The 21,004-nt window shown below is 64.5% G+C and carries 19 protein-coding genes; 6 read left to right on the top strand and 13 right to left on the bottom strand.

Annotated elements, in window-relative coordinates:
• Genes A3A9_RS0119765 through A3A9_RS0119755 form a run of 3 tightly spaced genes read right to left on the bottom strand, consistent with a single transcriptional unit; the run spans window position 1 to window position 3,414 of the window.
• Window positions 1-1,038: an LLM class flavin-dependent oxidoreductase gene (locus A3A9_RS0119765; protein ID WP_027060318.1), complete on the bottom strand. Its 1,038-nt coding sequence runs from the start codon at window positions 1,036-1,038 to the stop codon at window positions 1-3.
• Window positions 1,035-2,834: an alpha/beta fold hydrolase gene (locus tag A3A9_RS46315; protein ID WP_027060317.1), complete on the bottom strand. Its 1,800-nt coding sequence runs from the start codon at window positions 2,832-2,834 to the stop codon at window positions 1,035-1,037. The genes A3A9_RS0119765 and A3A9_RS46315 overlap by 4 nt, the downstream gene beginning before the upstream one ends.
• Window positions 2,827-3,414: an amino acid synthesis family protein gene (locus A3A9_RS0119755; RefSeq protein ID WP_027060316.1), complete on the bottom strand. Its 588-nt coding sequence runs from the start codon at window positions 3,412-3,414 to the stop codon at window positions 2,827-2,829. The genes A3A9_RS46315 and A3A9_RS0119755 overlap by 8 nt, the downstream gene beginning before the upstream one ends.
• A gap of 134 nt (window positions 3,415-3,548) precedes the next feature.
• Between A3A9_RS0119755 and A3A9_RS0119750 the strand changes: the two genes are divergently transcribed.
• Window positions 3,549-4,223 carry a GntR family transcriptional regulator gene (locus tag A3A9_RS0119750; protein ID WP_027060315.1) on the top strand — a complete coding sequence of 225 codons (675 nt, stop codon included), beginning with the start codon at window positions 3,549-3,551 and terminating at the stop codon, window positions 4,221-4,223.
• Between the two features lie 6 nt (window positions 4,224-4,229).
• Here the strand turns inward: A3A9_RS0119750 and A3A9_RS0119745 are convergent, their stop codons facing one another.
• The gene (locus A3A9_RS0119745) at window positions 4,230-5,651 is read right to left on the bottom strand and encodes an ROK family protein (RefSeq protein ID WP_033838683.1); all 1,422 of its coding nucleotides are present in this window, start codon (window positions 5,649-5,651) and stop codon (window positions 4,230-4,232) included.
• 85 nt (window positions 5,652-5,736) lie between these two features.
• Window positions 5,737-6,645, bottom strand: coding sequence for a tagatose-bisphosphate aldolase (locus A3A9_RS0119740; protein WP_027060313.1), 909 nt, complete (start codon window positions 6,643-6,645; stop codon window positions 5,737-5,739).
• A 287-nt stretch (window positions 6,646-6,932) separates the two neighbouring features.
• Here A3A9_RS0119740 and A3A9_RS0119735 point away from each other — a divergent pair, with 287 nt between their 5' ends.
• The 4 genes from A3A9_RS0119735 (at window position 6,933) to A3A9_RS0119720 (ending at window position 11,159) form a co-directional block, all read left to right on the top strand.
• Entirely contained in the window at window positions 6,933-7,832 is a 900-nt protein-coding gene (locus A3A9_RS0119735; protein ID WP_027060312.1) for a sugar-binding transcriptional regulator, read from the top strand.
• A 437-nt stretch (window positions 7,833-8,269) separates the two neighbouring features.
• A complete protein-coding gene (locus A3A9_RS0119730; protein WP_027060311.1) occupies window positions 8,270-9,247 on the top strand; it encodes an ABC transporter substrate-binding protein in 978 nt (325 codons plus the stop codon).
• 102 nt (window positions 9,248-9,349) lie between these two features.
• A complete protein-coding gene (locus tag A3A9_RS0119725) occupies window positions 9,350-10,411 on the top strand; it encodes an ABC transporter permease subunit (protein ID WP_027060310.1) in 1,062 nt (353 codons plus the stop codon).
• Window positions 10,404-11,159: an ATP-binding cassette domain-containing protein gene (locus A3A9_RS0119720; RefSeq protein WP_027043364.1), complete on the top strand. Its 756-nt coding sequence runs from the start codon at window positions 10,404-10,406 to the stop codon at window positions 11,157-11,159. Before A3A9_RS0119725 ends, A3A9_RS0119720 begins: the two co-directional genes overlap by 8 nt.
• 123 nt (window positions 11,160-11,282) lie before the next feature.
• Here the strand turns inward: A3A9_RS0119720 and A3A9_RS0119715 are convergent, their stop codons facing one another.
• The 5 genes from A3A9_RS0119715 to A3A9_RS0119695 form a co-directional block, all read right to left on the bottom strand.
• On the bottom strand, window positions 11,283-12,071 hold the full coding sequence (locus A3A9_RS0119715; RefSeq protein WP_027060309.1) for an ATP-binding cassette domain-containing protein: 789 nt from the start codon (window positions 12,069-12,071) through the stop codon (window positions 11,283-11,285).
• A complete protein-coding gene (locus A3A9_RS0119710) occupies window positions 12,068-13,072 on the bottom strand; it encodes an ABC transporter ATP-binding protein (RefSeq protein ID WP_027060308.1) in 1,005 nt (334 codons plus the stop codon). Before A3A9_RS0119710 ends, A3A9_RS0119715 begins: the two co-directional genes overlap by 4 nt.
• Window positions 13,069-13,899, bottom strand: coding sequence for an ABC transporter permease (locus A3A9_RS0119705; RefSeq protein ID WP_027060307.1), 831 nt, complete (start codon window positions 13,897-13,899; stop codon window positions 13,069-13,071). Before A3A9_RS0119705 ends, A3A9_RS0119710 begins: the two co-directional genes overlap by 4 nt.
• Entirely contained in the window at window positions 13,896-14,882 is a 987-nt protein-coding gene (locus A3A9_RS0119700; protein ID WP_027060306.1) for an ABC transporter permease, read from the bottom strand. Before A3A9_RS0119700 ends, A3A9_RS0119705 begins: the two co-directional genes overlap by 4 nt.
• Window positions 14,883-15,149: 267 nt before the next feature.
• Window positions 15,150-16,760, bottom strand: coding sequence for an ABC transporter substrate-binding protein (locus tag A3A9_RS0119695; protein WP_027060305.1), 1,611 nt, complete (start codon window positions 16,758-16,760; stop codon window positions 15,150-15,152).
• Between the two features lie 365 nt (window positions 16,761-17,125).
• Here A3A9_RS0119695 and A3A9_RS0119690 point away from each other — a divergent pair, with 365 nt between their 5' ends.
• On the top strand, window positions 17,126-18,316 hold the full coding sequence (locus tag A3A9_RS0119690) for a M24 family metallopeptidase (protein ID WP_027060304.1): 1,191 nt from the start codon (window positions 17,126-17,128) through the stop codon (window positions 18,314-18,316).
• 191 nt (window positions 18,317-18,507) lie between these two features.
• Here the strand turns inward: A3A9_RS0119690 and A3A9_RS0119685 are convergent, their stop codons facing one another.
• From A3A9_RS0119685 to A3A9_RS0119675, 3 genes are read right to left on the bottom strand one after another with little or no spacing between them, the layout of a single operon-like run.
• Window positions 18,508-18,924, bottom strand: coding sequence for a cupin domain-containing protein (locus A3A9_RS0119685; protein ID WP_027060303.1), 417 nt, complete (start codon window positions 18,922-18,924; stop codon window positions 18,508-18,510).
• Between the two features lie 4 nt (window positions 18,925-18,928).
• Window positions 18,929-19,783: a phosphoenolpyruvate hydrolase family protein gene (locus A3A9_RS0119680; RefSeq protein WP_027060302.1), complete on the bottom strand. Its 855-nt coding sequence runs from the start codon at window positions 19,781-19,783 to the stop codon at window positions 18,929-18,931.
• Between the two features lie 10 nt (window positions 19,784-19,793).
• Window positions 19,794-20,990, bottom strand: coding sequence for a Tm-1-like ATP-binding domain-containing protein (locus A3A9_RS0119675; RefSeq protein ID WP_027060301.1), 1,197 nt, complete (start codon window positions 20,988-20,990; stop codon window positions 19,794-19,796).
• Window positions 20,991-21,004 lie beyond the last annotated feature (14 nt).

Raw genomic sequence — 21,004 nt, 5'->3', positions numbered from 1 at the left:
TCAGAGGAAGGCCGGCATCACCCGGTCGATGAACAGTTGCAGCGATTTCATCTTGCGCTCGTGCGAAAGCCCGCTGTCGATCCAGATCGAGTACTGGTCGTAGCCAAGCGCTTCATAGGATTTCAGCCGGGCGATGACCTCATCGGCCTCGCCGATCACCAGGTTTTGCCTGATCTTGTCCGGCGCGTATTGCGGCATGGCCGCGATCTCGTCCGGCGTCAGCGGCTCCAATATGCCTTGATGCACTGGTTTCTTGTTCTGGAACCAGGCGCCGAACTGGCAATAGAAAGTCGACAGGTCCTGCGTGAGGCGATCGGCGTCGGCCGCGTCCTCGGCAACGAAGGTGTGCATCAAAAGCATGATTTCCGGTCGTTCGATCTCGGGATGCGCGGCGCAGGCGGCGTTGAAGCGCTGCATCAGGCTCGTCACCTCGTCATCGCCGGAAGCCAGCGGCGTTACCTGAACCTTGCATCCGTTGGCGACGGCGAAATCGTGCGAGTTCGGGTCGCGAGCCGCCACCCAGATCGGCGGGTAGGGTTTCTGCAGCGGCTTGGGCGAGGAGGTCGTGGCAGGGAATTGCCAGAACTCGCCGGAGAGTTCGAAGTCGCCGTCCCAGAGGCCGCGGATCGCCGGTATGATCCCGCGCATGCGCTGGCCGGCGCCCCAGGCGTCAAGACCGGGAAAGAGGCGCTGATATTCATAGCTGTAGGCGCCGCGCGCGATGCCGATGTCAAGCCGTCCGCCGCTGATGACGTCAGCCATCGCCGCTTCGCCGGCAAGCTTGATCGGGTGCCAGAAGGGCGCAATCACGGTTCCGGTGCCGAGGCGGATATGGCTGGTCTTGGCGGCGAGATAGGCGATGTTGATGAAGGGATTGGGCGAGATGGTGAATTCCATGCCGTGATGCTCGCCGATCCAGGCGGTCTCGAAGCCTGCCTGTTCGGCCATCAGGACCAACTCCTCGAGCTCGGTCACAAGCTCGGAATGCGGCTTGGCCAGGTCCGACCGTTCCATGTGCACGAAGAGCGAGAATTTCATCGCTGGTCACCTGTATTGACGGTGGAAGCGCTGGGTCTGGCGAGCGGCCGGACCTCGCCTTCGACATCGTTGCCGACATAGACGCCGAATGCATCCACCGAGCATTCCCTGATATAGCGGGTGAGCATCGAGCGGATCGCCGGATCGGCGATCTTCAATCCTTCGATCGCGTCGATCTCGATGAGCCTGATGCCGCGATCGCTGGAAGCGGGCACGTCGAACGTGCCGCGATAGTAGACATGTGTGCGTGAAACGGTTCCGGCGTCGTCCCAGACGGCGAACAGGAAGCCGAGCTGGGCCTCGATGGCCTTCGCAGCGAGCAGCCCTCGCAGACTTTTGCCATCGCCGGCCGAGCCCAACCCGCGGCCGCGCGGTAGCTCGAAACCGTCCGCGGTTTCCAGGAACAGGATCCGGCCACCATTTTCGAGGATGGCGCCGACATCGGTGCCAGGCTGGGTGGCGGCCAGCGCGTCCTGGCTGAGGCCGGGTGCGACATAGGCGCCGCGGCAATAGCCGAGCGGCTGCGCGGAATTGTGCTCGAAATCGCGGACGCGGCCGATGAGGATCGAATGATCGCCTGCCACGACCAGCCGCTCCATGTCGCAGTCGAAGGATGCCACGGAGCCGTCCAGCACGGGGCTGCCGGTGCGTCCCGGCCGCCAGGCGACTGAGGCGAACTTGTCGGCCGCTTTCGAGGCGAAGATGCCGGAGGCTGCCTTTTGACCCTCATTCAGGACGTTGATGGCGAAGCTTTTCGATGTCGCGAAGACGGGATGGCCAAGCGCCTTGTGTGCGATGCAGACCAGCACCAGGGGCGGATCGAGCGAGACAGAGGTGAAGGAGTTGGCGGTGAAGCCGCGGGGCTCGCCTTCGGGGCCGATCGTGGTGACGATGGTGACGCCGGTAAGGAAGGAGCCAAGCGCGCGGCGGAACTCGCCGCTGTCGAACCCGGTATTCGCCTCCGCAGTGCCGTTTTGCTCGATCGCTTCGTCCTCTGCGAGGAAGTCAACGATATGGCGCGTGGTGAGGTCCGGTGCCGCGACCGCCATCATGTGCTTCTCGCCCGGCAGCACCGTGCAGCGGCCATGCGGCGCCAGCCGTGCCATCGCGGCCGACATTGCGGGCGAAGAGTTCCTGTCCTCGGAGCCGGTCATGAACAGGGCCGGCACGGCCAGCGTCGGCAGGCGGTCAGCATGATCGCCGTCGGCACGAGCAAACAGGCGATAGGTGCGGGCATAGCCTTCCGGGTCGACCGCGCTCAGTGCGGATGCCGTCTTCTGTGCTGCCGCCTCCAACTCGGCCGGCACCGGATCTCCGAACCAGCGCGCGATGGTCTGTGCCGTGCCGGCCGTATCGCTGCGGCCGTTGAGCGCTACCGCACGCTGGCGAACGGCTTCGGCCAGTTCAGGCGGACGCCGGAACACGGCGTTCAGGGAAACGATCCGGTGGACGCGCTCCGGCGCGCGTAGCGCGAGTTCCTGGGCAACGAGCGCACCCATCGAGTGGCCAATGACGGATACTTTGTCGAGGCCGAGATGGTCGAGCAGGCGAACGGCCTGGTCGGCGTAGTCGGCCAGTTCCGGGTGCTGCGGTGGCAGCGGCGAAAGGCCATGGCCGAGCATGTCGATGGCGATCACGTCAAAGCCGCCGGCCATGCGCTCGATCTGCGGCCGCCAGATCGCGGCGTTCATGCCGACGCCGTGGATGAACAGCACTGGCGTGCCCGATCCGGCGCGGATGAAGCCGGTGCCGTCGGGAGCCGTTCCCTGTCGAGCCCATGCGGAAGCATCAGCCATGCACGTCCCCAAGCTCCTTGAGGTCCTGATAGCGGTCGCCGATGCGGTGATGCGGGCGACCGCCGATCGAAGCGCCAAGCGCGACCACCAGTTCGTCCGGCGCCGGCGCATCGCCGATCTGGAAATGCACGGTCAGGTAATGCGAGCGCCGTCCCTCGTCATTCTTGTCCATCAGCGGGATCATGATCGGCGTGTTTGGCCCGCCGCGCAGATTGGTGAAGGCAAGATAGGTCTTGGCGCCGACGGCGCGGCGATAATGATTGCCGAAATGCAGCGTGTGGATCAGCGCGGAGGCATGCTCGATCTCGCCCGACGTGCCGCAAATGGCGGCCTTGCCATAGCCCTCGATCGCCTCGCCGGAACCGGCGATCTCAATGATCTCGCGGGTCAGGATCTCTCCCAGCACCGGCGCGCAGGCGCGGATTTCGGGCGACAGATCGTCGGTGAAGCCGCGACCGGCCCAGGGATTGGTCAGCACCGCGGCGACGCCGACCAGGCGCAGCGGTCGGGGTGCAGCCTTGCCGCCTTCGATCAGCGTGTTCTCGGTATAGGTCACGATCTTGCGGATGGCAGGTTGCATGAAATCCTCGGGTCGGCGATGCCTTGGGACCATGCGATCCCCATATCATCTTATGGTATACCATGCTATGGAGCGCCAAGTACCTTGTCAACCGGGCATGGAATCTGTTTTCGTGGCGGCGCAGGAGGCAAGACATGCCAAACGACACGCTTCGCATCGACCGCAGCGCCAAGACCTTGAGGACGCTGGCGCTAGAGCGCATGCGCGAGGCGATCATGGATTTCCACTTCCAGCCTGGCGAAAGGCTGATCGAGCGGCCGCTTTGCGACCAGCTCGGCGTCAGCCGTTCCGTCGTGCGCGAGGTTCTACGCCAGCTGGAGGCCGAGGGGCTCGTGCAGATGATCCCGGGGCACGGGCCGGCCGTAGCCAGGCCGGACCTCGGCCGCACCGACGAGATCTATGAGCTCAGAGCGCTGCTGGAAGGCATTGCGGCCCGAGCCTGCGCCCTGTCGGCCACCGGCGAGCAATTGGCAACGCTCGAACGCGCGCTGGCGGATCTGTTCGAGGCATGGGCATCGGGGACGCCGCCGGCGGTGATGCGGGCGACGACGAAATTCTATGAGGCGCTGTTCGAGGCCGCCGACAAGCGCGTCGCCTGGGAAATTGTCAGCGGGCTAAATGTCCGCATCAATCAGCTTCGTTCGATGACCATCGTCTCGGCCAACCGTCGCGAAGCGGCCATCGCCGAGATGAACGAGATCATGGATGCGATCCGCGCACGCAAGCCGGAAGAGGCGGAAGCCGCGGCGCGGCGCCATGTCGAATCCGCCTGGCAGATCGCCCGCACGGCGCTGCGGCCGCCGGCATGAAGCCGCCTACGCACCGTTGGCCATGACCGTTCGCAACCAGGCCGTGATGGCATCGAAGTCGATCGGCTTGGTCGTGTCGACGTCGAAGAGCGGTCCGCGCCGCAGCGGTTCGGCGCGCTTGGCGAGCTCGATCAGTTCGGGAATATAGGCGGCCCCGGGATGGCCGGCGGGGCGCTGGTCGAGCCGGGCGCCATAGCGCTCGGCAAGGACTTCGCCAGGCGCGTGGCACCAGATTTCAACGGTCTGCTCGACACCGGCTTTTCGCAGATGATCCTCGAGAATCTCACGCGGCTGAAAGCCGAACCAGGCATCGACGACCACGGTGGTGCCGGCTGGAGCTTCGCCGACGACCGACCAGATCGCCTGGTAGCTGGCGCGGCCGAGCGTGCGGTTGAACAGGCGGTCGCCGCCGCCGAGCACTTCGAGGAACGGGTTCTTGATCGTGTCGAGCGCGAGCAACGGCCATCCCATGCGGTCGGCGATGCCGCGCGAGACCGTACTCTTGCCGCTGGCGGGGATGCCGTTGACGAGCACGGCGCGCCTGGCGCGGCTGGACTGGGCTGATGGCTCTGCCAGTGCCTGCAGGCCAGCGCCGATTACGCCGGCATCGTCGCCGAGCTGCGCGGGCTCGACGTGGCATTGGTACCAGGGCGCCAGTGCTGGCGCGCGGTCGAGCGCTGCATGTGCCGCCCGGCCGAGGCCGCCGCCAAGCAGCACCAGATCGGGCGCAAGCACGGCAACGGCCGTGTCGATGGCGGCACGCAGAGGCCTTGCCCAACCGTCCAGGATGCCGTGCGCCGTGGTATCGCCTGCCGCATCACGGGCAAAGAGCTGATCGACAGAAATGTCGGCGCCGAGCCCGGCGCGCGCAATGTGGCGGCCGAGCGCCGTGCCCGAACTGGTGGTTTCGACGCAGCCGCGGCGGCCGCAGGCGCAAACCTCGCCATTGACGTCGACAGTGATGTGGCCGAGCTGGCCCGCCGTTGCCGAGCCGCGCGTGATCCGCCGATCCTGAGCGACGGCGCCGCCAATGCCGGTGCCGATGGTGAACATGACGATGTTGCCATGGCCGCGCCCGGCGCCGAGCGCCATTTCGGCGGCCAGCGCCATGTTGCAGTCATTGTCGATGATGACGGGCTTGCCTGTCATGTCTTCCAGGCGTTGAGCCAGCGCAACCGAGGCGAGGTTGACATAGCCGCCCGAGAGGACGGCGCCGCGCCGCGCATCGACGCGGCCGGGGACACCGACGCCGATGGCCTTCACATCCGGCGTGTCGAGAAGGCGCACCATGTCGGCGATGCGGCCGAGCACTAGCTCCGGGTAGGGCGCGCTTTTCTCGGAAACGCGCTTGAGGATTTCACCGGTCTCGGAGATGCGGGCGGCACGCAGATTTGTGCCGCCAATGTCGATTCCTATGCTGAGAGGCATGGCGTCCTGCATTTGGTTTCACGCAATTCCGAACGCAAAACCGCTTCACACTTTTGCTGGAATAGCTCTAGTCCAAATTCGACTATCAGGCAGCGGCCTTCTGCCGGTAGTGCCCGATCACGGCCTGGATTTCACGCAATCGCGGCACTGCGATGGTCTTAAGCCTTTCGCGCTGGATGTCACGGTCGAGCGAGATGCAATCCTTCCACAGCGAGCGGCCGGCGATGACGCCCGAGGCGCCATTCTGCATGGCGATTTCGACCTGCCCGAGGAAGGTGGCGTGGTTGACGCCAGCCGAAAGCACCGCCCATGGCACCTCGCCGGCCATTGCAGTGATGTTGGCGCAGGCTTGTGGTGTTCCGGGATAGGGAAGCTTCAGCACCTTGGCGCCGCACTCCAGCGAGATCCTTGTCCCTTCTTCAACAAGCCATGGCGTTTTGGCCGCATAGTCCTCGGGGCTTTCCCCGTCGAGCTGATAGGTCAGGAATTCGACGACCAGCAACAGGTCCTCCTGTCCGAAATCGGCGATGCACTGGCGCAGGATGGCGATGTTGTGCTCGTTGGCTTCAGGCTTGTCGGCCCTGAGATACACCATGATCTTGCCCCCGGTGCCGCCCAGCGCCCGGACGCGGCGCGCGTCAATGTCGGGAACAAGGCGCGACAAGCGGTAGCCCTCGGGCGAGACATCAAAACCGGAGGCATCGAGGCCGATGAGCAGCGCCGTATCGCGGTTCAGTACGCCTTCGTCGACAATCCGCGGCACCGCGCAGAGCGGGTCGAGCAGCACGCAGGATGCAGCACTGGCGAGATAGCGGGTGATATCCGCCTTGGTGTCGCCAAGCATGTCGTTGGTGATCTTGGCCTGTTCGGCCGGATCGGACGCCAGCAAGGTCCGCATGCCGCCGCGCTGGTCGCAGGCGATGGCCACCATGGCCCCATCCTTGCCGCATATCTGCTGGTAGCCGCGCAGTTCCGCGGTGGTCATCTTGGTCATGGTCTCAATCCGATGTTGGCGCTCTCTCGCCGAGGGCGCGGATCCCGTGGAAACAACGATGTTCAGTTCTGCCCGCCTTGCCGGCAGGGAGATTTTTTGCGGCGGTGCCGCGCCATCCACCCTCGCGAACAGTGTCTCGCCGACCCTGCGGCCTGGAGCGGTCGCACGTTGCGAGTTGGCTGGATTTGCGCGATAACTCCCGTCGGCGTATGCGTGTGTAACACGTTGCTGAAAGGAATTGCAAGCTGTCTGTTCCCTCTATCCAGGATGCCACCGCATCGCGGACGATGCTGCACACGGTCGCCAAGCTGCATTACGTGGAGGAGATGTCGCAGGTCGACATAGCCCGACAGCTTGGCGTCTCCACCGCGACGATTTCGCGCCTGCTGCAGCGGGCCCGGGCGGAAGGCATCGTGCGGATCGAGGTTCTCGACCTGGCGACGCCGGAGGACATCACCAGGCAGCTGGTCGACGGGTTGAAATTGCGGGATGCCGCGGTGGTCGAGACGCCGGCGGCAGGCACGCTGGCGGCGCTCGCGGCACCGCTTGGCGGGCTGCTGAGACAGGCGCAACTGATGGCTGGCTCCGTCGTCGCCATCGGCTGGGGGCGCGCCGTACGCGAAGTGATCCGCGCCGGCCTGCCGCGTATTCCCGGCGTGCTGACCGTGGCCGCCACCGGCGGCATGCAGCAGCATGCGGCGCATTTTCAGGTCAACGAGTTCGTGCGGCTCGCCGCCGAGGAGTTCGGCGGCACGCCGCATTTCATCCATGCGCCTTATCTGCCGTCTACCGAATTGCGCGAGGTCTTCCTGCGCGACACCGTCATCCGCGACGCTGTTGCCTTGTGGGAGAAGACCGATGTCGCGATCGTCGGCATCGGCCTGCCGCATGCCATCAATGCACCCGAGGCAAGTGCCGCCACGCCGAGCGAGCAGGCGCTGGTTCATGCTGCCGGCGATGTGCTGCGCCATTATTTCGACGCCGAAGGCACGCTGATCGCCTGGGAAGGGGAGAGCCGGATGATCGCCATGTCGCCGACGCAACTGCGCGCCGTGCCGCTGGTGATCGGCCTTGCCGCGTCGCCCGAGAAGGCGACGGCAATCATCGGTGCCGTTCGCGCCGGGCTGATCAACACGCTGGTGACGGATACGAAGACGGCGCAGGCCATCCTAGCGGCGCTCGCGTAGCGACAGCAATGCTGCCGCGATCGGTGCTCGGGTGAGCCCAGGGCGTAGCCACGAAACCAGTTGTGTCGCCGAAGGCCCCGGGCAATAGTCGAGCGGGGCTCCGAGGAGCAGTCGCATGTTGTACGGTGTGAAAAACCCGGTGCTGTCAGCTCGGAAAAACCGAGTTGCAATTTATTTCTGCAAAGTGTTACAAGTTCAAACGCCCGCCGGCAAGGCGAGGCGTGGGGCACAGTTTGCCGGACCTCGCGGAGGCGGAGGAACGGGGCTGAGGCCAGATGTGCCGGTCGGCTGACCGGCTGACATATCTACTGGAGGGCGCTTGGGAGGAGCTGCCCGCGAAAGGCAAACAGGCGTTCCCGGCCGTCGGCATCCGAACGGATGGCGGCCATTCCAATGTCACTTGCAACGGCAGATCTGCCAACAATGAGGAGGATGTCATGAAGAAGATTGTTGCCGCGCTCGCGGCGCTCGCTGTCAGCGCGACCGTGCTGATCGCACCCGCACAGGCGCAGGACAAGAAATACACCATTGCGCTCATTCCGGGCCTGACTACCGACGGCTTCTACATCACCATGCGCAAGGGCGCCCAGGCGGCGGCCGACGCGCTTGGCGTGACCCTGGTTTTCCAGGGTGCGCCGGACTTCAACCCGGTCACCCAGGTGCCGGTGCTCGACGCGGTCATCGCCAAGAAGCCTGACGCGATCCTGATCGCGCCGACCGACAAGGTTCAGCTGGTCGAGCCGCTGCGCAAGGCCAATGACGCCGGCATTCCGGTCATCACCGTCGATACTTTCATCGGCAGCGGCGTCTACCAGACCGGTGCGGGCGATGCCGATTTCCCGCTGGCTTACATCGCCTCGGACAATGTGCTCGGCGGCGAGATCGCCGCACGCGCGCTGGCCACCGCCATTGGCGACAAGGGCAAGGTCTATGTGTCGAACGTCAAGCCCGGCATTTCGACCACCGACCAGCGCGAAGAGGGTTTCAAGAAGGAGATGGCCAAGCATACTGGCATCACCGTGCTGGAGACCCAGTTCAATGACGACGACGCCAACAAGGCTGCCTCGCAGTTGCAGGCGGTATTTGCCCGCAACCCCGACCTGGTCGGCGTGTTCGGCGCTAATCTGTTCTCGGCACTGGGCGCCGCCAACGGCGTCAAGCAGGCCGGACAGACCGGCACCGTCAAGGTTGTCGCCTTCGATGCACCGACCAGCATCGTTGACAACATCAACACCGGCCTTGTCGACGTGGCGATCGCCCAGCATCCCGCCGAGATCGGCTATTACGGCGTCGTCTCGGCCTATGCCCATCTGACCGGTCATTCGATCCCGGTCACCATCGGCACCGGCTTCACGATCATGAACAAGTCCAACATCGCGGACCCGAACATCTCGAAGTATCTCTACTCCGAGTAAGTCCGGACGAGCTTGGCTCCTCCCGGCTCGCCGGGAGGAGCCTGCGCCGGGTTCTCGCCGGAGGCGGGACCTTTTTGATGGCAGCCGCGCTGCGGAGTTTCCATGACCTCGACATCACCAGCCCAGCCGGCCGACAAGCATGTCGCCCCGCAAGCCGATCACGGCGACCCGGCCAGGAGCCTAATCGCCCGCATCGCCGAAGGGCGCGCCTGGCTGTTCCTCGCCGGCCTGATCATCTGTTTCGAGGTCTGGTCGCGGCTCGCCTTCGGCGCCACCTTCATGCTCAACCCATTCAACCTGCAGTCCATCGCCATCTTCGCCGTGGCGCCGCTGCTGCTGGCGACCGGCCAGACCTTCGTCATCATCTCCGGCGGCATTGATCTCTCGCTCGGCTTCATCATGGGCCTCGCCGCTGTCATCGCCGCGCACGCCACCAACATGGCCGGTGCTGCCATTCCCTTGCCGCTGGCGATGCTGGTGGGCATCCTCGCCTCGGTGATCGTTGCCGGCGTGCCCGGCGTCATCAATGGCCTGCTGATCTCGCGGCTCAAGGTACCGCCCTTCATAGGCACGCTCGGCATGTTCGGCGTCGCGCGCGGCGCTGCCTTCCTGCTTGCCGGTGGCACGACCGTGCCGGTGCAGAATTCCTGGTTCGCGCTGCTCGGCAACGGCAAGTTCTATGGCGTGCCCTATCTGGTGTTGATCACCGCGGTCTTCGTCATCGTGATGCACTATCTGCTTAGCCAGACCCGGTTCGGCCAGCACAATTATGCCATCGGTGCCAATGTGCAGGCGGCTCGGCGCGCCGGCATCGACATCAGGGGCCACATATTGCGGCTCTATGTGCTGTCGGCGATGTGCGCCGGCCTTGGTGGGGCGCTCTACGCCGCACGCTTCACCGCGGGAGCGGCGCAGGCCGGCGAGCCCTTGCTGCTCGACAGCGTCGCGGCCGTGGTGATCGGCGGCGCCAGCCTGTTCGGCGGCTCCGGCACCATCTTCGGCACCGTCGCCGGCGCTCTGGTGATCGCGGTCATCCAGTACGGGCTGGTCTTCGTCAATGTCGAGCCGTTCTGGCAGTTCATCGCCGTCGGCGTCGTCATCATCATCTCAGTCCTTATCGACCAGGCGCAGCGCCGGTTCAGTGGAGCCCGTCAGGATGAATAGCAGCAACCAGACCACGCCCCTGCTGGAAGTCCGCAATCTGTCGAAACACTTCGGCGCGGTGCGTGCGCTCAACGACTTCTCCATGGCCGTGCGACCGGGTGAGGTGGTGGCGCTGGCCGGCGACAATGGCGCCGGCAAGACGACGCTGATCAAGGCGATATCGGGTGTGTTCCAGCCGACTGGCGGCGAAATCCTGCTTCGGGGCCAACCAGTGACTTTCGCGACGCCGCAGGAGGCGCGCGAAAAGGGCATCGAGACGATCTACCAGGACCTCGCGCTCGCCGACAATCTGTCGATCGGCGCCAACATCTTCCTTGGCCGCGAACCGATGCGCAAGGCGTTCGGCTTCCTGCCGGTGCTCGACCGCAAGGCCATGGCCGAGGCGGCCAAGGCGACGATGGGGCGGCTCGACTTCCATGTGAGCCGGCTCGAAGCCCCGGTCAGCAATTTCTCCGGCGGCCAGCGCCAGGCCGTCGCCATCGGCCGCGCCGTCTACTGGGATGCGCAGATCCTGATCATGGACGAGCCGACCGCCGCTCTTGGCGTGCCGGAGCAACGCAAGGTGATTTCGCTGATCCATCAGCTCAAGGCGCAGGGGCGCGGCGTGATATTCATCTCGCACAATCTGCAGGACATCTTTGCGGTCTCGGACCGCATCGTTGTGCTGCGGCGCGGCGTCCAGGCTGGCGAGCGCAAGATTTCGGAAACCAACCATGACGAGGTCGTCAAGCTGATGGTCGGCGGTTAGAGCAATTCCAGGAAAAGTGTCCAGCGGTTTTCCGTCAGGAATTGCGTCAAAACAAAGAGTTAGAGCAGCTCGCCGTTTCCGTGAAACGGTGAACTGCTCTAAGCCGCAGCTTTCGAGGCACGGTTACGGCCGGCCAAGCGATCTGGTTCTGTTCAATCGGGGTGCTGCCGCCACCAGTGCCTTGCCGATGGCCGATTGCGGCGCGTCGATGACGTCACGGGCGTCGCCGCTCTCGGCAATCCGTCCGGCGTCGAGAAGGATAACGCGGTGGGCGACGGCGCGCACAACGCCGAGATCATGTGAAATGAAGAGATAGGCGATCCGTTCTTGGCGTTGCAGATCGAGCAAAAGCTCGAGAATCTGTCCGCGCACCGAGACGTCGAGAGCCGACACCGCCTCATCGAGCACGATCAGCGAGGGTTTCGTGGCGATGGCGCGAGCGATGGCGACGCGCTGCCGCTGGCCGCCGGAGATTTCGTGGATGGCGCGGGGCGCGAGATCTGCCGACAGCCCGACGCGTTCCAGCAATGCGGCTACGCGGCGCGGGCGCTCGGCGCGGGAGGCGATGCCATGGATGCGCAAGGGATCGTCGAGCACGCGCGCCACCGTGGCGCGTGGGTTGAAAGCAGCAAGCGGATCCTGGAACACCATTTGCAGGCGCGCGCGCTGTGCTCTTAGCGCGGCGCTACCCAAAGCCAGGAAATCATTGCCCTCGAATTCGATGCCGCCGGCATCCGGTTCGATCAGGCGGAGCACCAGCCGCGCGATCGTCGACTTGCCGCTGCCGGAAGGACCGGCCAGTGCCAGCGTTTCGCCGGGCTCGATGGTGAATGAGACGTCGTCGACGGCGTTGATGGTCTTGCCGCCGCGACGATAGCGCCTGGTAAGGTTGGACACCATGAGCAAACTCATGCGTGGAGCCCGGCCTGGTTCAGCAGTGGTTCGGCGTCGAGGCCGATATGGGCGTCGAGCAGCGCGCGTGTGTAGGCCTGGGTCGGAGCGCCGACAATCTGCGCGGTCGTGCCAAGCTCGACCAACTGGCCGTGGCGGAAGACGGCAATGCGCTCGGCAAGCTCGGCCGCCAGGGCGATGTCGTGGCTGATGAACAGCAGCGTCATACCATCCTCGGTCACCAGCCGCCGGATCAAGGCGACGATCTCGGCCTGCACGATGGTGTCGAGCGCGCTGGTTGCCTCGTCGGCGATCAGCAATTTCGGGCCGGCGGCGATTGCGGCGGCGATTACCGCGCGTTGCTTCTGACCGCCGGAGAGCTGATGCGGGAAGGCGTGCAGGGCTGAGTCCGGGTCGGGCAGGCGGACGCGTTCGAGGAGGGTTTTGGCCTTGGCGTATGCCTGCGGCCAGCTGAGGCCGAGATGGGTGCGGGCGACTTCGGCGATTTGTTTGCCGATGGGCATGACGGGGTCGAGGCTGGCGGATGGGTCCTGGAAGATGAAGCCGATGTCACGGCCGCCGAGGGGGATTTTGCTGGGCTCGGATTTGAAAGGCTGGCGTTCCGTCACACCCCCCTCTGTCCTGCCGGACATCTCCCCCGCAAGGGGGGAGATCGGCTGCTTCTCCGACGGCTCCCCTTCGGCAATGTAGGTGATTGGCGAAAGCGCAGATGAAGGAGCAATCTCCCCCCTTGCGGGGGAGATGTCCGGCAGGACAGAGGGGGGTGCCTCGGCACCGGAGGATAGCCAAGACCACGCAACGCTGCCTTTGATCCTAGCTGACGCCGGCAACAGTCCCGCAATCGCCAAAGCCAGAGTGCTCTTGCCTGATCCACTCTCCCCGATGATAGCCAGGCAGTCGCCAACCATAATGTCTAGGCTGATCCCCTTCAGCGCCGCCACCTCACTGCCATCGCGGCGGTAGGTCACCGTCAGGTCGCGGATCGACGCCAGCACGGTCACGACAGGCCTCTCCTGACCGCCGTCGTCTCGACAATGCCTTCACCGGTCAGATAGACGCCGAGCACTGTCAGCACCAGCGCTATGCCCGGTACGATCGACAGGAATGGGGCAGTACGCAACACGGCGCGGCCTTCCGCGATCATGCCGCCCCAGGTGACCCGGTTGGGGTCGCCGAGGCCGAGGAAGGAGAGTGCCGCTTCGGTGAGGATGGCGGCGGCGACGATCACCGAGGACATTGCCAGCACTGGGGGCAAGGCATTGGGCAGCACCTCGCGAAAGGCGATTTCGAGCGGATGCATGCCGATGGCTCGGGCGCTGGCGACATAGTCGCGTTCGCGAATGGAGAGGACTTCGGCGCGGGCGATACGTGCCGGTCCGGTCCAGGTGCCGAGCGCTATTGCCGCAACGACAACGCCAAGCGATGGCCCGACGACGCTGACGAAGGCCAGTGCCAGCAGGAAGCTCGGCACGGTCTGGAAGGCATCGGTGATGCGCATCAGCACCTCGTCGACGAGGCCGCCGGCGAAGCCGGCCAGCGTGCCGACCACAGAGCCGATGGCAAGCGCGGCCGCCGCCGCCGCAAGACCGACAGCCAGCGAGGTGCGGGCGCCATGGAAAAGCTCGGCCAGCACATCGCGGCCGAGCCGGTCGGTGCCGAGCGGCAGCGACCAATCATTGAACGGTGGCAGCAGCGCGGGCCCGGCAATCGCTTGCGGGTCGCCGGGAAACAGCAGCGGCGCGATGAGCGCCATCGCAATCAGTGCGCCCAGCAGGACAACGCCGGCGACCGCCTCGGGCGTTCGCAGAAAGCGACGCAGCGGGTTCATGCGCCGGCCTCGCTGGCGCCGACGCGCGGGTCGAGGAAGGCATAGGCGATGTCGACGAGCAGGTTGATGACTATGACCAGGACAGCGCTGACCAGGATGATGCCGAGCAGCAGCGGCGTGTCGCGCGAAGCCACGGCTTCCTGCGCCAGCCGGCCGAGGCCGGGCACGGAAAAGACGCTCTCGACGACGACGCTGCCGCCGAGCATCTGCGCCGATTGCAGGCCAAGCATGGTGATAAGCGGCAAGAGCGCGTTGCGGGCAACATGGGCGAGAACGATGCGGCGGCGCGAAAGCCCCCTGGCCCGGGCGGCCAGGACAAAATCCTGGCGCCAGGCTTCAGCCATGCCAGCGCGCATCATGCGCAGATAGAGTGCGAGGTAGATGAAGCCGAGAGCCGAAACCGGCAGGACAAGGTGGACGGCGATGTCGGCGGCGCGGGCAAGCCCGGTCTTGTCCGAGGCCAAGCTCTCGATGCCGCCGATCGGCAGCCAGCGCAGGTCGACGGCAAAGACAACGATCAACACCAGGCCGAGCCAGAAACCCGGCACGGCATAGAGCGCCAGCGAGCCGATCGACAGGAAGCGGTCGCGAAAGCTGCCCGGCCTGGCGCCAGCATAGATGCCGAGCGCCGAGCCCAGCCCAAAGGACAGCGCGGTGGCGCTGACCATCAGCAGCAGCGTGTTGGGCAGGCGTTCGAGGATCACGTCGCGGATCGGCCTGGAGAAGGTCACTGACTGGCCGAGATCGAGATGCAGCAGCGCCCAGAGATAGTTGGCCAGCCGCGTTAGTTCCGACTGGTCGAGACCCCAGCGATGACGCAGCAATTCGATCATGCCGGCATCGCCGCCGGTCGAGACGATGTAGGCATCGACGGCATCGCCTGGGGCGGCTTCGAGTAGGAGGAAGGTGCCTGTGATGACGATCAGCAGCACGAAGACGCTGCCGACGAGGCGACGGCGTATGAGGGTGAGGGCGCGGGTCATGGCGAAGCCGCACTCGGACTAAGCCATATGCGTCGAGTTCTACGGCGCCCCTCTCTGTCCTGCCGGACATCTCCCCCACAAGGGGGGAGATCGGCCGTTGTCTCTGTCTTCGCCAATTTCCGAAGCTGCAGGATTGAGCGAGGCGCAAAAACTGCCAATCTCCCCCCTTGTGGGGGAGATGTCCGGTAGGACAGAGGGGGGCGCGAAGGAATTCTCACCGTGGAAGCTGAGCACCCGACTACACGATGTGCAAGCCTTGAGAGTACACTACCCCGCCAGATACGTGTCCGCCCAGTTCGACACCGCCCAGCGCGGGTTGTTGGCGATATTCCCAACCGTATCACGCGCAACGCTGATGAAGCTCCATTCGGCGACGTTGATCAGTGGCAGGTCGGCGGCCACCTCCTTCTGGAACTCCTTGTAGAGGTCGGTGCGTGCCGATGTGTCGAGTGTCTCGGAGGCCCTGGCGATCAGCGCGTCGAGAGCATCGTTCTTGTAGCCGCCCTGGTTGGAGAACGGCACGCCGTCGGGAATGCCACTCTGCACCAGGATGGTGGTGGAGATCGCCGGGTCGCCGCGGAACACCGGTGGGCCGACGGCAAGGTCGAAGGCGTGGTCGGTGTAGACCGCCTTGATGTGCGCGGCCGAGTCGTTGTTGACCAGCTCTGCGTCGATGCCTATTGCCGCCAGCGCCTGGCGCAGATAGTCGCCGAACTGCTTGGTCTCGTTGAAATAGGGGGCTGGCAAAAGTTTCAGCGTAAAGCGCTTGCCGTCCGGGCCTTTCTTGTAGCCGGCCTCGTCGAGCAAGGCGTTGGCCTTGGCGACGTCGAATGGGTAGGTCGGCACGTCTGCGGTGTAGAATTGCGGATCGTTCTTCGGCACCGGGCCGGTGGCGGTGGCGGCATAGCCGAGGAACACGGTCTTGACGACGAAATCCTTGTCGATGGCATGCGCGATCGCCTGCCGCACTTTCACATCGGCCAGTTCCTTGCGGCGATGGTTGATCTCGACGACGAGCTGATAGGTCAGCCCTTCATAACCTTTGCTGATCACCTTCAGGCCCGGCACCTTTGAGATGCGGTCGAGGTCGGCCAGCGGCACGGCGGAGAAGGCGGCAAGCTGGATTTCTTCCGCTTCCAGCGCGCTCGCGGCCGACGTGCGGTCGGGCAGAACCTGGTAGATGATCTCGTCGAGGTACGGCTCGTCCTTGCCCCAGTAATCGGTGTTCTTCGTCAGCCGATAATATTGGCCGGCCTTGTACTCGCCGAACTTGAACGGTCCGGTGCCGATCGGTGCATTGTTGGCCGGGTTGTCCTCGATCTTGCCGACCTCGTAGATATGCTTCGGCACGACGCTCGACAGCGCCGGCAGCGCGTTGCGGATCAGCTGGAACGGCGTTGGCTTGGCGAATTTGAAGATGGCGGTGAGATCGTCCGGGGTCTCGACGGCAGCCAGATCCTTGAAAACGGTGCGGCCGAGGTTTTGCAGCGGCTTCCAGATCTGCAGCGCCGAGAAGGCGACGTCGGCGGAGGTGAACGGCTTGCCGTCATGCCATTTGACGCCGTCGCGCAGTTTGAAGGTTACCGAGAGCCCATCGGGGGCACCTTCCCAGGAGAGCGCCAGGCGTGGCGCAAGCCCGTCCTTGCCGTCGAAGGAGGCTTCAGCCAGCGTTTCGACGATCTTGCTGGAAATGAAGAAGACGCCGTTGGACGCGACGATCGCCGGGTTGAGGTTGCGCGGTTCGGAATCGGCGGCAAGCACCAGCCGGCCGCCCTTCTTCGGCGTCTGCGCCCAGCCTGATATCTGCATGGCGGTGGAGGCGAGCAGCATCGCCGAACCGGCAAGCATCTTGCGTCTGGAAATCGTGAAACCTGACATGATCGAACTCCGTCCTCTCCGCGACCCGATCGGCGCGACAACACCCCTCGGATGCCGGTACCGGCATCCTTGCGGCGGCGATTATGAGCCTTGCCGAGGGTTTCGCCAGAGACGGAATTGGCGCATCCTCGCTTGGCTTTGAAATTTTCGTCCGCTGGACCAGTTTAGAGTAATCGACCCACTCAGTCTATCTGGTAGGACCAGATTTGGCGAGCGGATGACGAATGACGACTTGGTGACCGCTGGGCCGCGCTCATAGCGGATTTCTGGCTAGACCAGAGTGCGCAAAATGGTGCAGATTTGATCGACAACCAAGGGATCGCGGCGCAACAGCCGGCGATCCCAGGCAATTCAGGGAGAGAGAGATGAACATTGCTCCAGGCAAGAGTGCCGTCAGCACTATTCCGTTTGACCAGGCGAGGGTCGACCGGTTGATGGAGGAGGCCGGCATCGATGTGCTGCTGGCGACGTCCAAGCACAACACGCAATATCTGCTGGGTGGCTATAAATTCATCTTCTTCGCCGCCATGGATGCGATTGGCCACAGCCGTTATTTGCCCATCGTCGTCTATGAGAAGGGTGGGCCGGATCACGCGGCTTATATCGGCAACCGCATGGAAGGCGGCGAGCACCAGAACCATCCGTTCTGGACGCCGACGCTGCATGCTGCCTGCTGGGGCACGCTGGATGCCGCCAACCTTGCCGTCGAGCATTTGCAGAAGATCGGCAAGGCGGGTGCGCGCATCGGCATCGAGCCAGGCTTCCTGCCGTCGGATGCCTACACGCTGATCCGCAAGGCGCTGCCGGACGCCAAGCTGATCGATGCGACAACGATGCTGGAGAGCATGCGGGCGATCAAGACCGATGCGGAGCTAGAGAAGCTGCGCACCGCCTCCGAGCTGATCACCGATTCCATGCTGGCCACCATCCAATGGGCGCGCGAAGGCACGACCAAGGCCGAGATGATCGAGCAGATCAGGCGCGAGGAGACCAATCGCGGCGCGCATTTCGAATATTGCCTGCTGACGCTGGGCGCCAGCCACAACCGCGCCGCCTCGCCGCAAGCGTGGAAGAAGGGCGAGGTGATGTCGATCGATTCCGGTGGCAATTATCACGGCTATATCGGCGATCTCTGCCGCATGGGCATTCTGGGCGAACCGGATGCCGAGCTGGAAGATCTGTTGGCAGAAGTCGAGACGGTGCAGCAGGCGGCATTCTCGAAGGTGAGGGCAGGCACCATCGGCGGCGATATGATTTCGCATGCCGAGGGCGTGCTGAAGGCGTCCAAGGTCGCGCCCTATACGGATTTCTTCGCCCACGGCATGGGCCTGATCACGCATGAAGCGCCGTTCCTGATGACCAACCATCCGGTAACCTATGAGGGCACCTATGCGACCAAGCCGCTGGAGAAAAACATGGTGCTGTCGGTCGAGACGACCATGCTTCACCCGACACGAGGGTTCATCAAGCTGGAGGATACGCTGGCGGTGACGGATGCTGGTTATGTGATGTTCGGTGATCGGGGCAGGGGGTGGAATAGGGGTGGGGTGGTTTAGCGCGAACGGCACTCCCCCTCACCCGGATTGCCATCCGAATTGCGAAGAGCAATTCGGGCCAATCCGACCTCTCCCCGAGGGGAGAGGAGCCTGCCGGCGCTGGCGCCCGTCTCTTCTCCCCTCGGGGAGAAGGTGGCCGCGAAGCGGCCGGATGAGGGGGCCTCGCCGCAGACTCGGAACGAGCGGGAGGATTACTGCCCAGCCGGAATCAGCCTGAAATCCGGCAACTCCCGCAAGCCCAATTCCGGTCCGGCAGGCGAATAGACGACAAACAGCTGCATCGGGCCATCACCGGTATTCAGCGTCGAATGAAATCGGCTTTCCGGCACATAGATGGTGCAGCCGGGGCCGACCTTCTCGACCACCGGATTGCCTTGCTCATCCTCGACCATCTGCTCGCCATGGCCGGAGATGACGAAGATGATTTCCTCGGCACCCGGATGGTTGTGGCGTGTGTGGCCCTTGCCGGAGGGCAGATCGACGACGCCGCCGGAAAAGCGCTCAGCGCCGTTCACTTCCGGCGCCACTGTCAGCGACAGTTTCCCCCAGTCGAAGCCGAACGCGCTGACGTCCTTCGGGTAGACAAACACCTTGCTCCTGTCGGTCATTTCCTCATCCCTTCTTTTTCTTCTGGTCATTCAGCGTGACGGCCTTGAAATCGGCGGTCTGCCTGGCGATCGCGGCTTCCGCCGGCAGCCGCTCCATCGAGCTCGCGCCATAAAAGCCGTGCAGACCCTTGCAGCGATCGAGGATGTAGCGGGCGTCGTCCGGCATCGAGATCGGCCCGCCATGACAAAGCAGGATGACATCCTTGCGCACCGAACGCGCGGCATTGGCGATGGCGTCGATCTCGACCACGCAGTCGTCGAGCGACTTGGCCGAGGTGGCGCCGATCGAGCCGCCGGTGGTCACGCCCATATGGGCTACGACGATATCGGCGCCGGCTTTCGTCATGGCGCGGGCCTCGTCGGGATTGAAGACGTAAGGCGTGGTCAACAGGTCGAGCTTGTGCGCTTCGGCGATCATGTCGACCTCGAGCCCGAAGCCCATGCCGGTTTCCTCGAAGCTCTGCCGCATATTGCCGTCGAACAGGCCGATGGTCGGAAAGTTCTGCACGCCGGAAAAGCCGATAGTCTTCAGCTCGGCCAGCAGCAGCGGCATGATGACGAAGGGGTCGGTGCCGTTGACGCCGGCCAGGACTGGCGTGTGTCTGACCACCGGCAGCACCTCATAGGCCATTTCCTTGACGATCTCGTTGGCATTGCCATAGGCGAGCAGGCCGGCGGCCGAGCCGCGCCCAGCCATGCGGTAGCGGCCGGAATTGTAGATGATGATGAGGTCGATGCCGCCGGCTTCCTCGGCCTTGGCTGACAGGCCGGTGCCGGCGCCGCCGCCGACGATCGGCACACCCTTGTCGATCATCCCCCGGAATTTCTTCAATATGTCCTTGCGCGGTATGGCTGGCATGTCAGGTCTCTCAGTGTCTGGCGATGTCGAGGAAGGCGGCGGTTGCCGCCTGGGCGAATTCGGGATCGTTGATGTGCAGCGGCAGGCGCGTCACGCGGCGCGTTGCCTTCGGCTTGATCGTGCGCTCGATGGCTTCGAACAGGATGGCATCGGCCTGCGGATCGAAGAAGGCGCCGCCCTCGATGTCGAGCGCCGAGACACCCTTTTCCGGAATGAGAAAATGCACAGGCCCCTCGCAAAGGGCGAGCCTGCCGCCGATCCATTCGCCGATCTGGCGGCATTCGTCCGCGGTTGTGCGCATCAGCGTGACGTTTGGATTGTGCTCGTAGAACAGCCGGCCGCGATAGCGTTCCGGAATGGTCGAGGGCGCCCAGAAATTGACCATGTCGAGCGCGCCGACCGAGCCGACATAAGGCAGGCCCGTGCGGGCAATCGCGCCGAAACGATCCTGCGTGGCCGGCAGCACGCCGCCGAACAAGAGGTCGCAGACCTCGGTCGTGGTGATGTCGATGACACCTGACAGCAGGCCGCTGTCGGCCAGCTTCTCCATGCTGCGGCCACCGGCGCCGGTGGCGTGGAAGACCATGCAGTCATAGATGTTGCGTAACTGGTCGGCGATGGCCGTCACGCAAGGCGTGGTGACGCCGAACATGGTGAGGCCGATCGATGGCTTGCCGTCGGGCAGCGGCGCCGGGCTTGCTGCCATGCCCGCTATGGCCTGGGCGGCATTGTGCAGGACAACGCGCGAAAGCCGGTTCAAGCCGGCCATGTCGGTCACCGATGGCATCATGATGATGTCGGAGACATCGACATAAGGGGCGGTGTCGCCGGAGGCGAGCGTCGAGACCATGATTTTCGGCAGGCCGAGCGGCAGCGCGCGCATGCCCGATGTGATGATCGATGTGCCGCCGCCGCCGCCAATGCCGATCACGCCTGATATGTCGTTGCGCGACTGGACGAAGCGGGTGAAGGCGACGCCCATGGCGGCAACCGCGGCGCCACGGTCATCGCCGCCGAGAACGGCTGTGTTGCCGTCCGGGTGATGGCTGGCCACCTGCTTCGCGCTGATGTCGACAGGAACGGTTGCATCGCGTGTTCCGACATCGACGCGAGAAACGGCAGCGCCCGTGGCGGCGACGGCATCGGCCAGGAAGGCGAGTTCCTCGCCCTTCGTATCGGCAGTGCCCACGACATAGATGCGCTTCATGGGCGTTTCCCAGC

The organism is Mesorhizobium loti CJ3sym (genome assembly GCF_000472785.1).
Taxonomy (GTDB): Bacteria; Pseudomonadota; Alphaproteobacteria; order Rhizobiales; family Rhizobiaceae; genus Mesorhizobium; species Mesorhizobium loti_E.
Note: the sequence above shows the minus strand (reverse complement) of the source record. Positions and strands in the feature narration are given on the sequence as shown.

Coding starts and splice junctions, on each gene's coding strand:
- A3A9_RS0119745 (WP_033838683.1), bottom strand. CDS start 5,651: ATGCCTCTCAGCATAGGAATCGACATTGGCGGCACAAATCTGCGTGCC.
- A3A9_RS0119720 (WP_027043364.1), top strand. CDS start 10,404: ATGAATAGCAGCAACCAGACCACGCCCCTGCTGGAAGTCCGCAATCTG.
- A3A9_RS0119675 (WP_027060301.1), bottom strand. CDS start 20,990: ATGAAGCGCATCTATGTCGTGGGCACTGCCGATACGAAGGGCGAGGAA.
- A3A9_RS0119765 (WP_027060318.1), bottom strand. CDS start 1,038: ATGAAATTCTCGCTCTTCGTGCACATGGAACGGTCGGACCTGGCCAAG.
- A3A9_RS0119700 (WP_027060306.1), bottom strand. CDS start 14,882: ATGACCCGCGCCCTCACCCTCATACGCCGTCGCCTCGTCGGCAGCGTC.
- A3A9_RS0119685 (WP_027060303.1), bottom strand. CDS start 18,924: ATGACCGACAGGAGCAAGGTGTTTGTCTACCCGAAGGACGTCAGCGCG.
- A3A9_RS0119740 (WP_027060313.1), bottom strand. CDS start 6,645: ATGACCAAGATGACCACCGCGGAACTGCGCGGCTACCAGCAGATATGC.
- A3A9_RS0119755 (WP_027060316.1), bottom strand. CDS start 3,414: ATGCAACCTGCCATCCGCAAGATCGTGACCTATACCGAGAACACGCTG.
- A3A9_RS0119730 (WP_027060311.1), top strand. CDS start 8,270: ATGAAGAAGATTGTTGCCGCGCTCGCGGCGCTCGCTGTCAGCGCGACC.
- A3A9_RS46315 (WP_027060317.1), bottom strand. CDS start 2,834: ATGGCTGATGCTTCCGCATGGGCTCGACAGGGAACGGCTCCCGACGGC.
- A3A9_RS0119750 (WP_027060315.1), top strand. CDS start 3,549: ATGCCAAACGACACGCTTCGCATCGACCGCAGCGCCAAGACCTTGAGG.
- A3A9_RS0119735 (WP_027060312.1), top strand. CDS start 6,933: ATGCTGCACACGGTCGCCAAGCTGCATTACGTGGAGGAGATGTCGCAG.
- A3A9_RS0119725 (WP_027060310.1), top strand. CDS start 9,350: ATGACCTCGACATCACCAGCCCAGCCGGCCGACAAGCATGTCGCCCCG.
- A3A9_RS0119680 (WP_027060302.1), bottom strand. CDS start 19,783: ATGCCAGCCATACCGCGCAAGGACATATTGAAGAAATTCCGGGGGATG.
- A3A9_RS0119705 (WP_027060307.1), bottom strand. CDS start 13,899: ATGAACCCGCTGCGTCGCTTTCTGCGAACGCCCGAGGCGGTCGCCGGC.
- A3A9_RS0119715 (WP_027060309.1), bottom strand. CDS start 12,071: ATGAGTTTGCTCATGGTGTCCAACCTTACCAGGCGCTATCGTCGCGGC.
- A3A9_RS0119695 (WP_027060305.1), bottom strand. CDS start 16,760: ATGTCAGGTTTCACGATTTCCAGACGCAAGATGCTTGCCGGTTCGGCG.
- A3A9_RS0119690 (WP_027060304.1), top strand. CDS start 17,126: ATGAACATTGCTCCAGGCAAGAGTGCCGTCAGCACTATTCCGTTTGAC.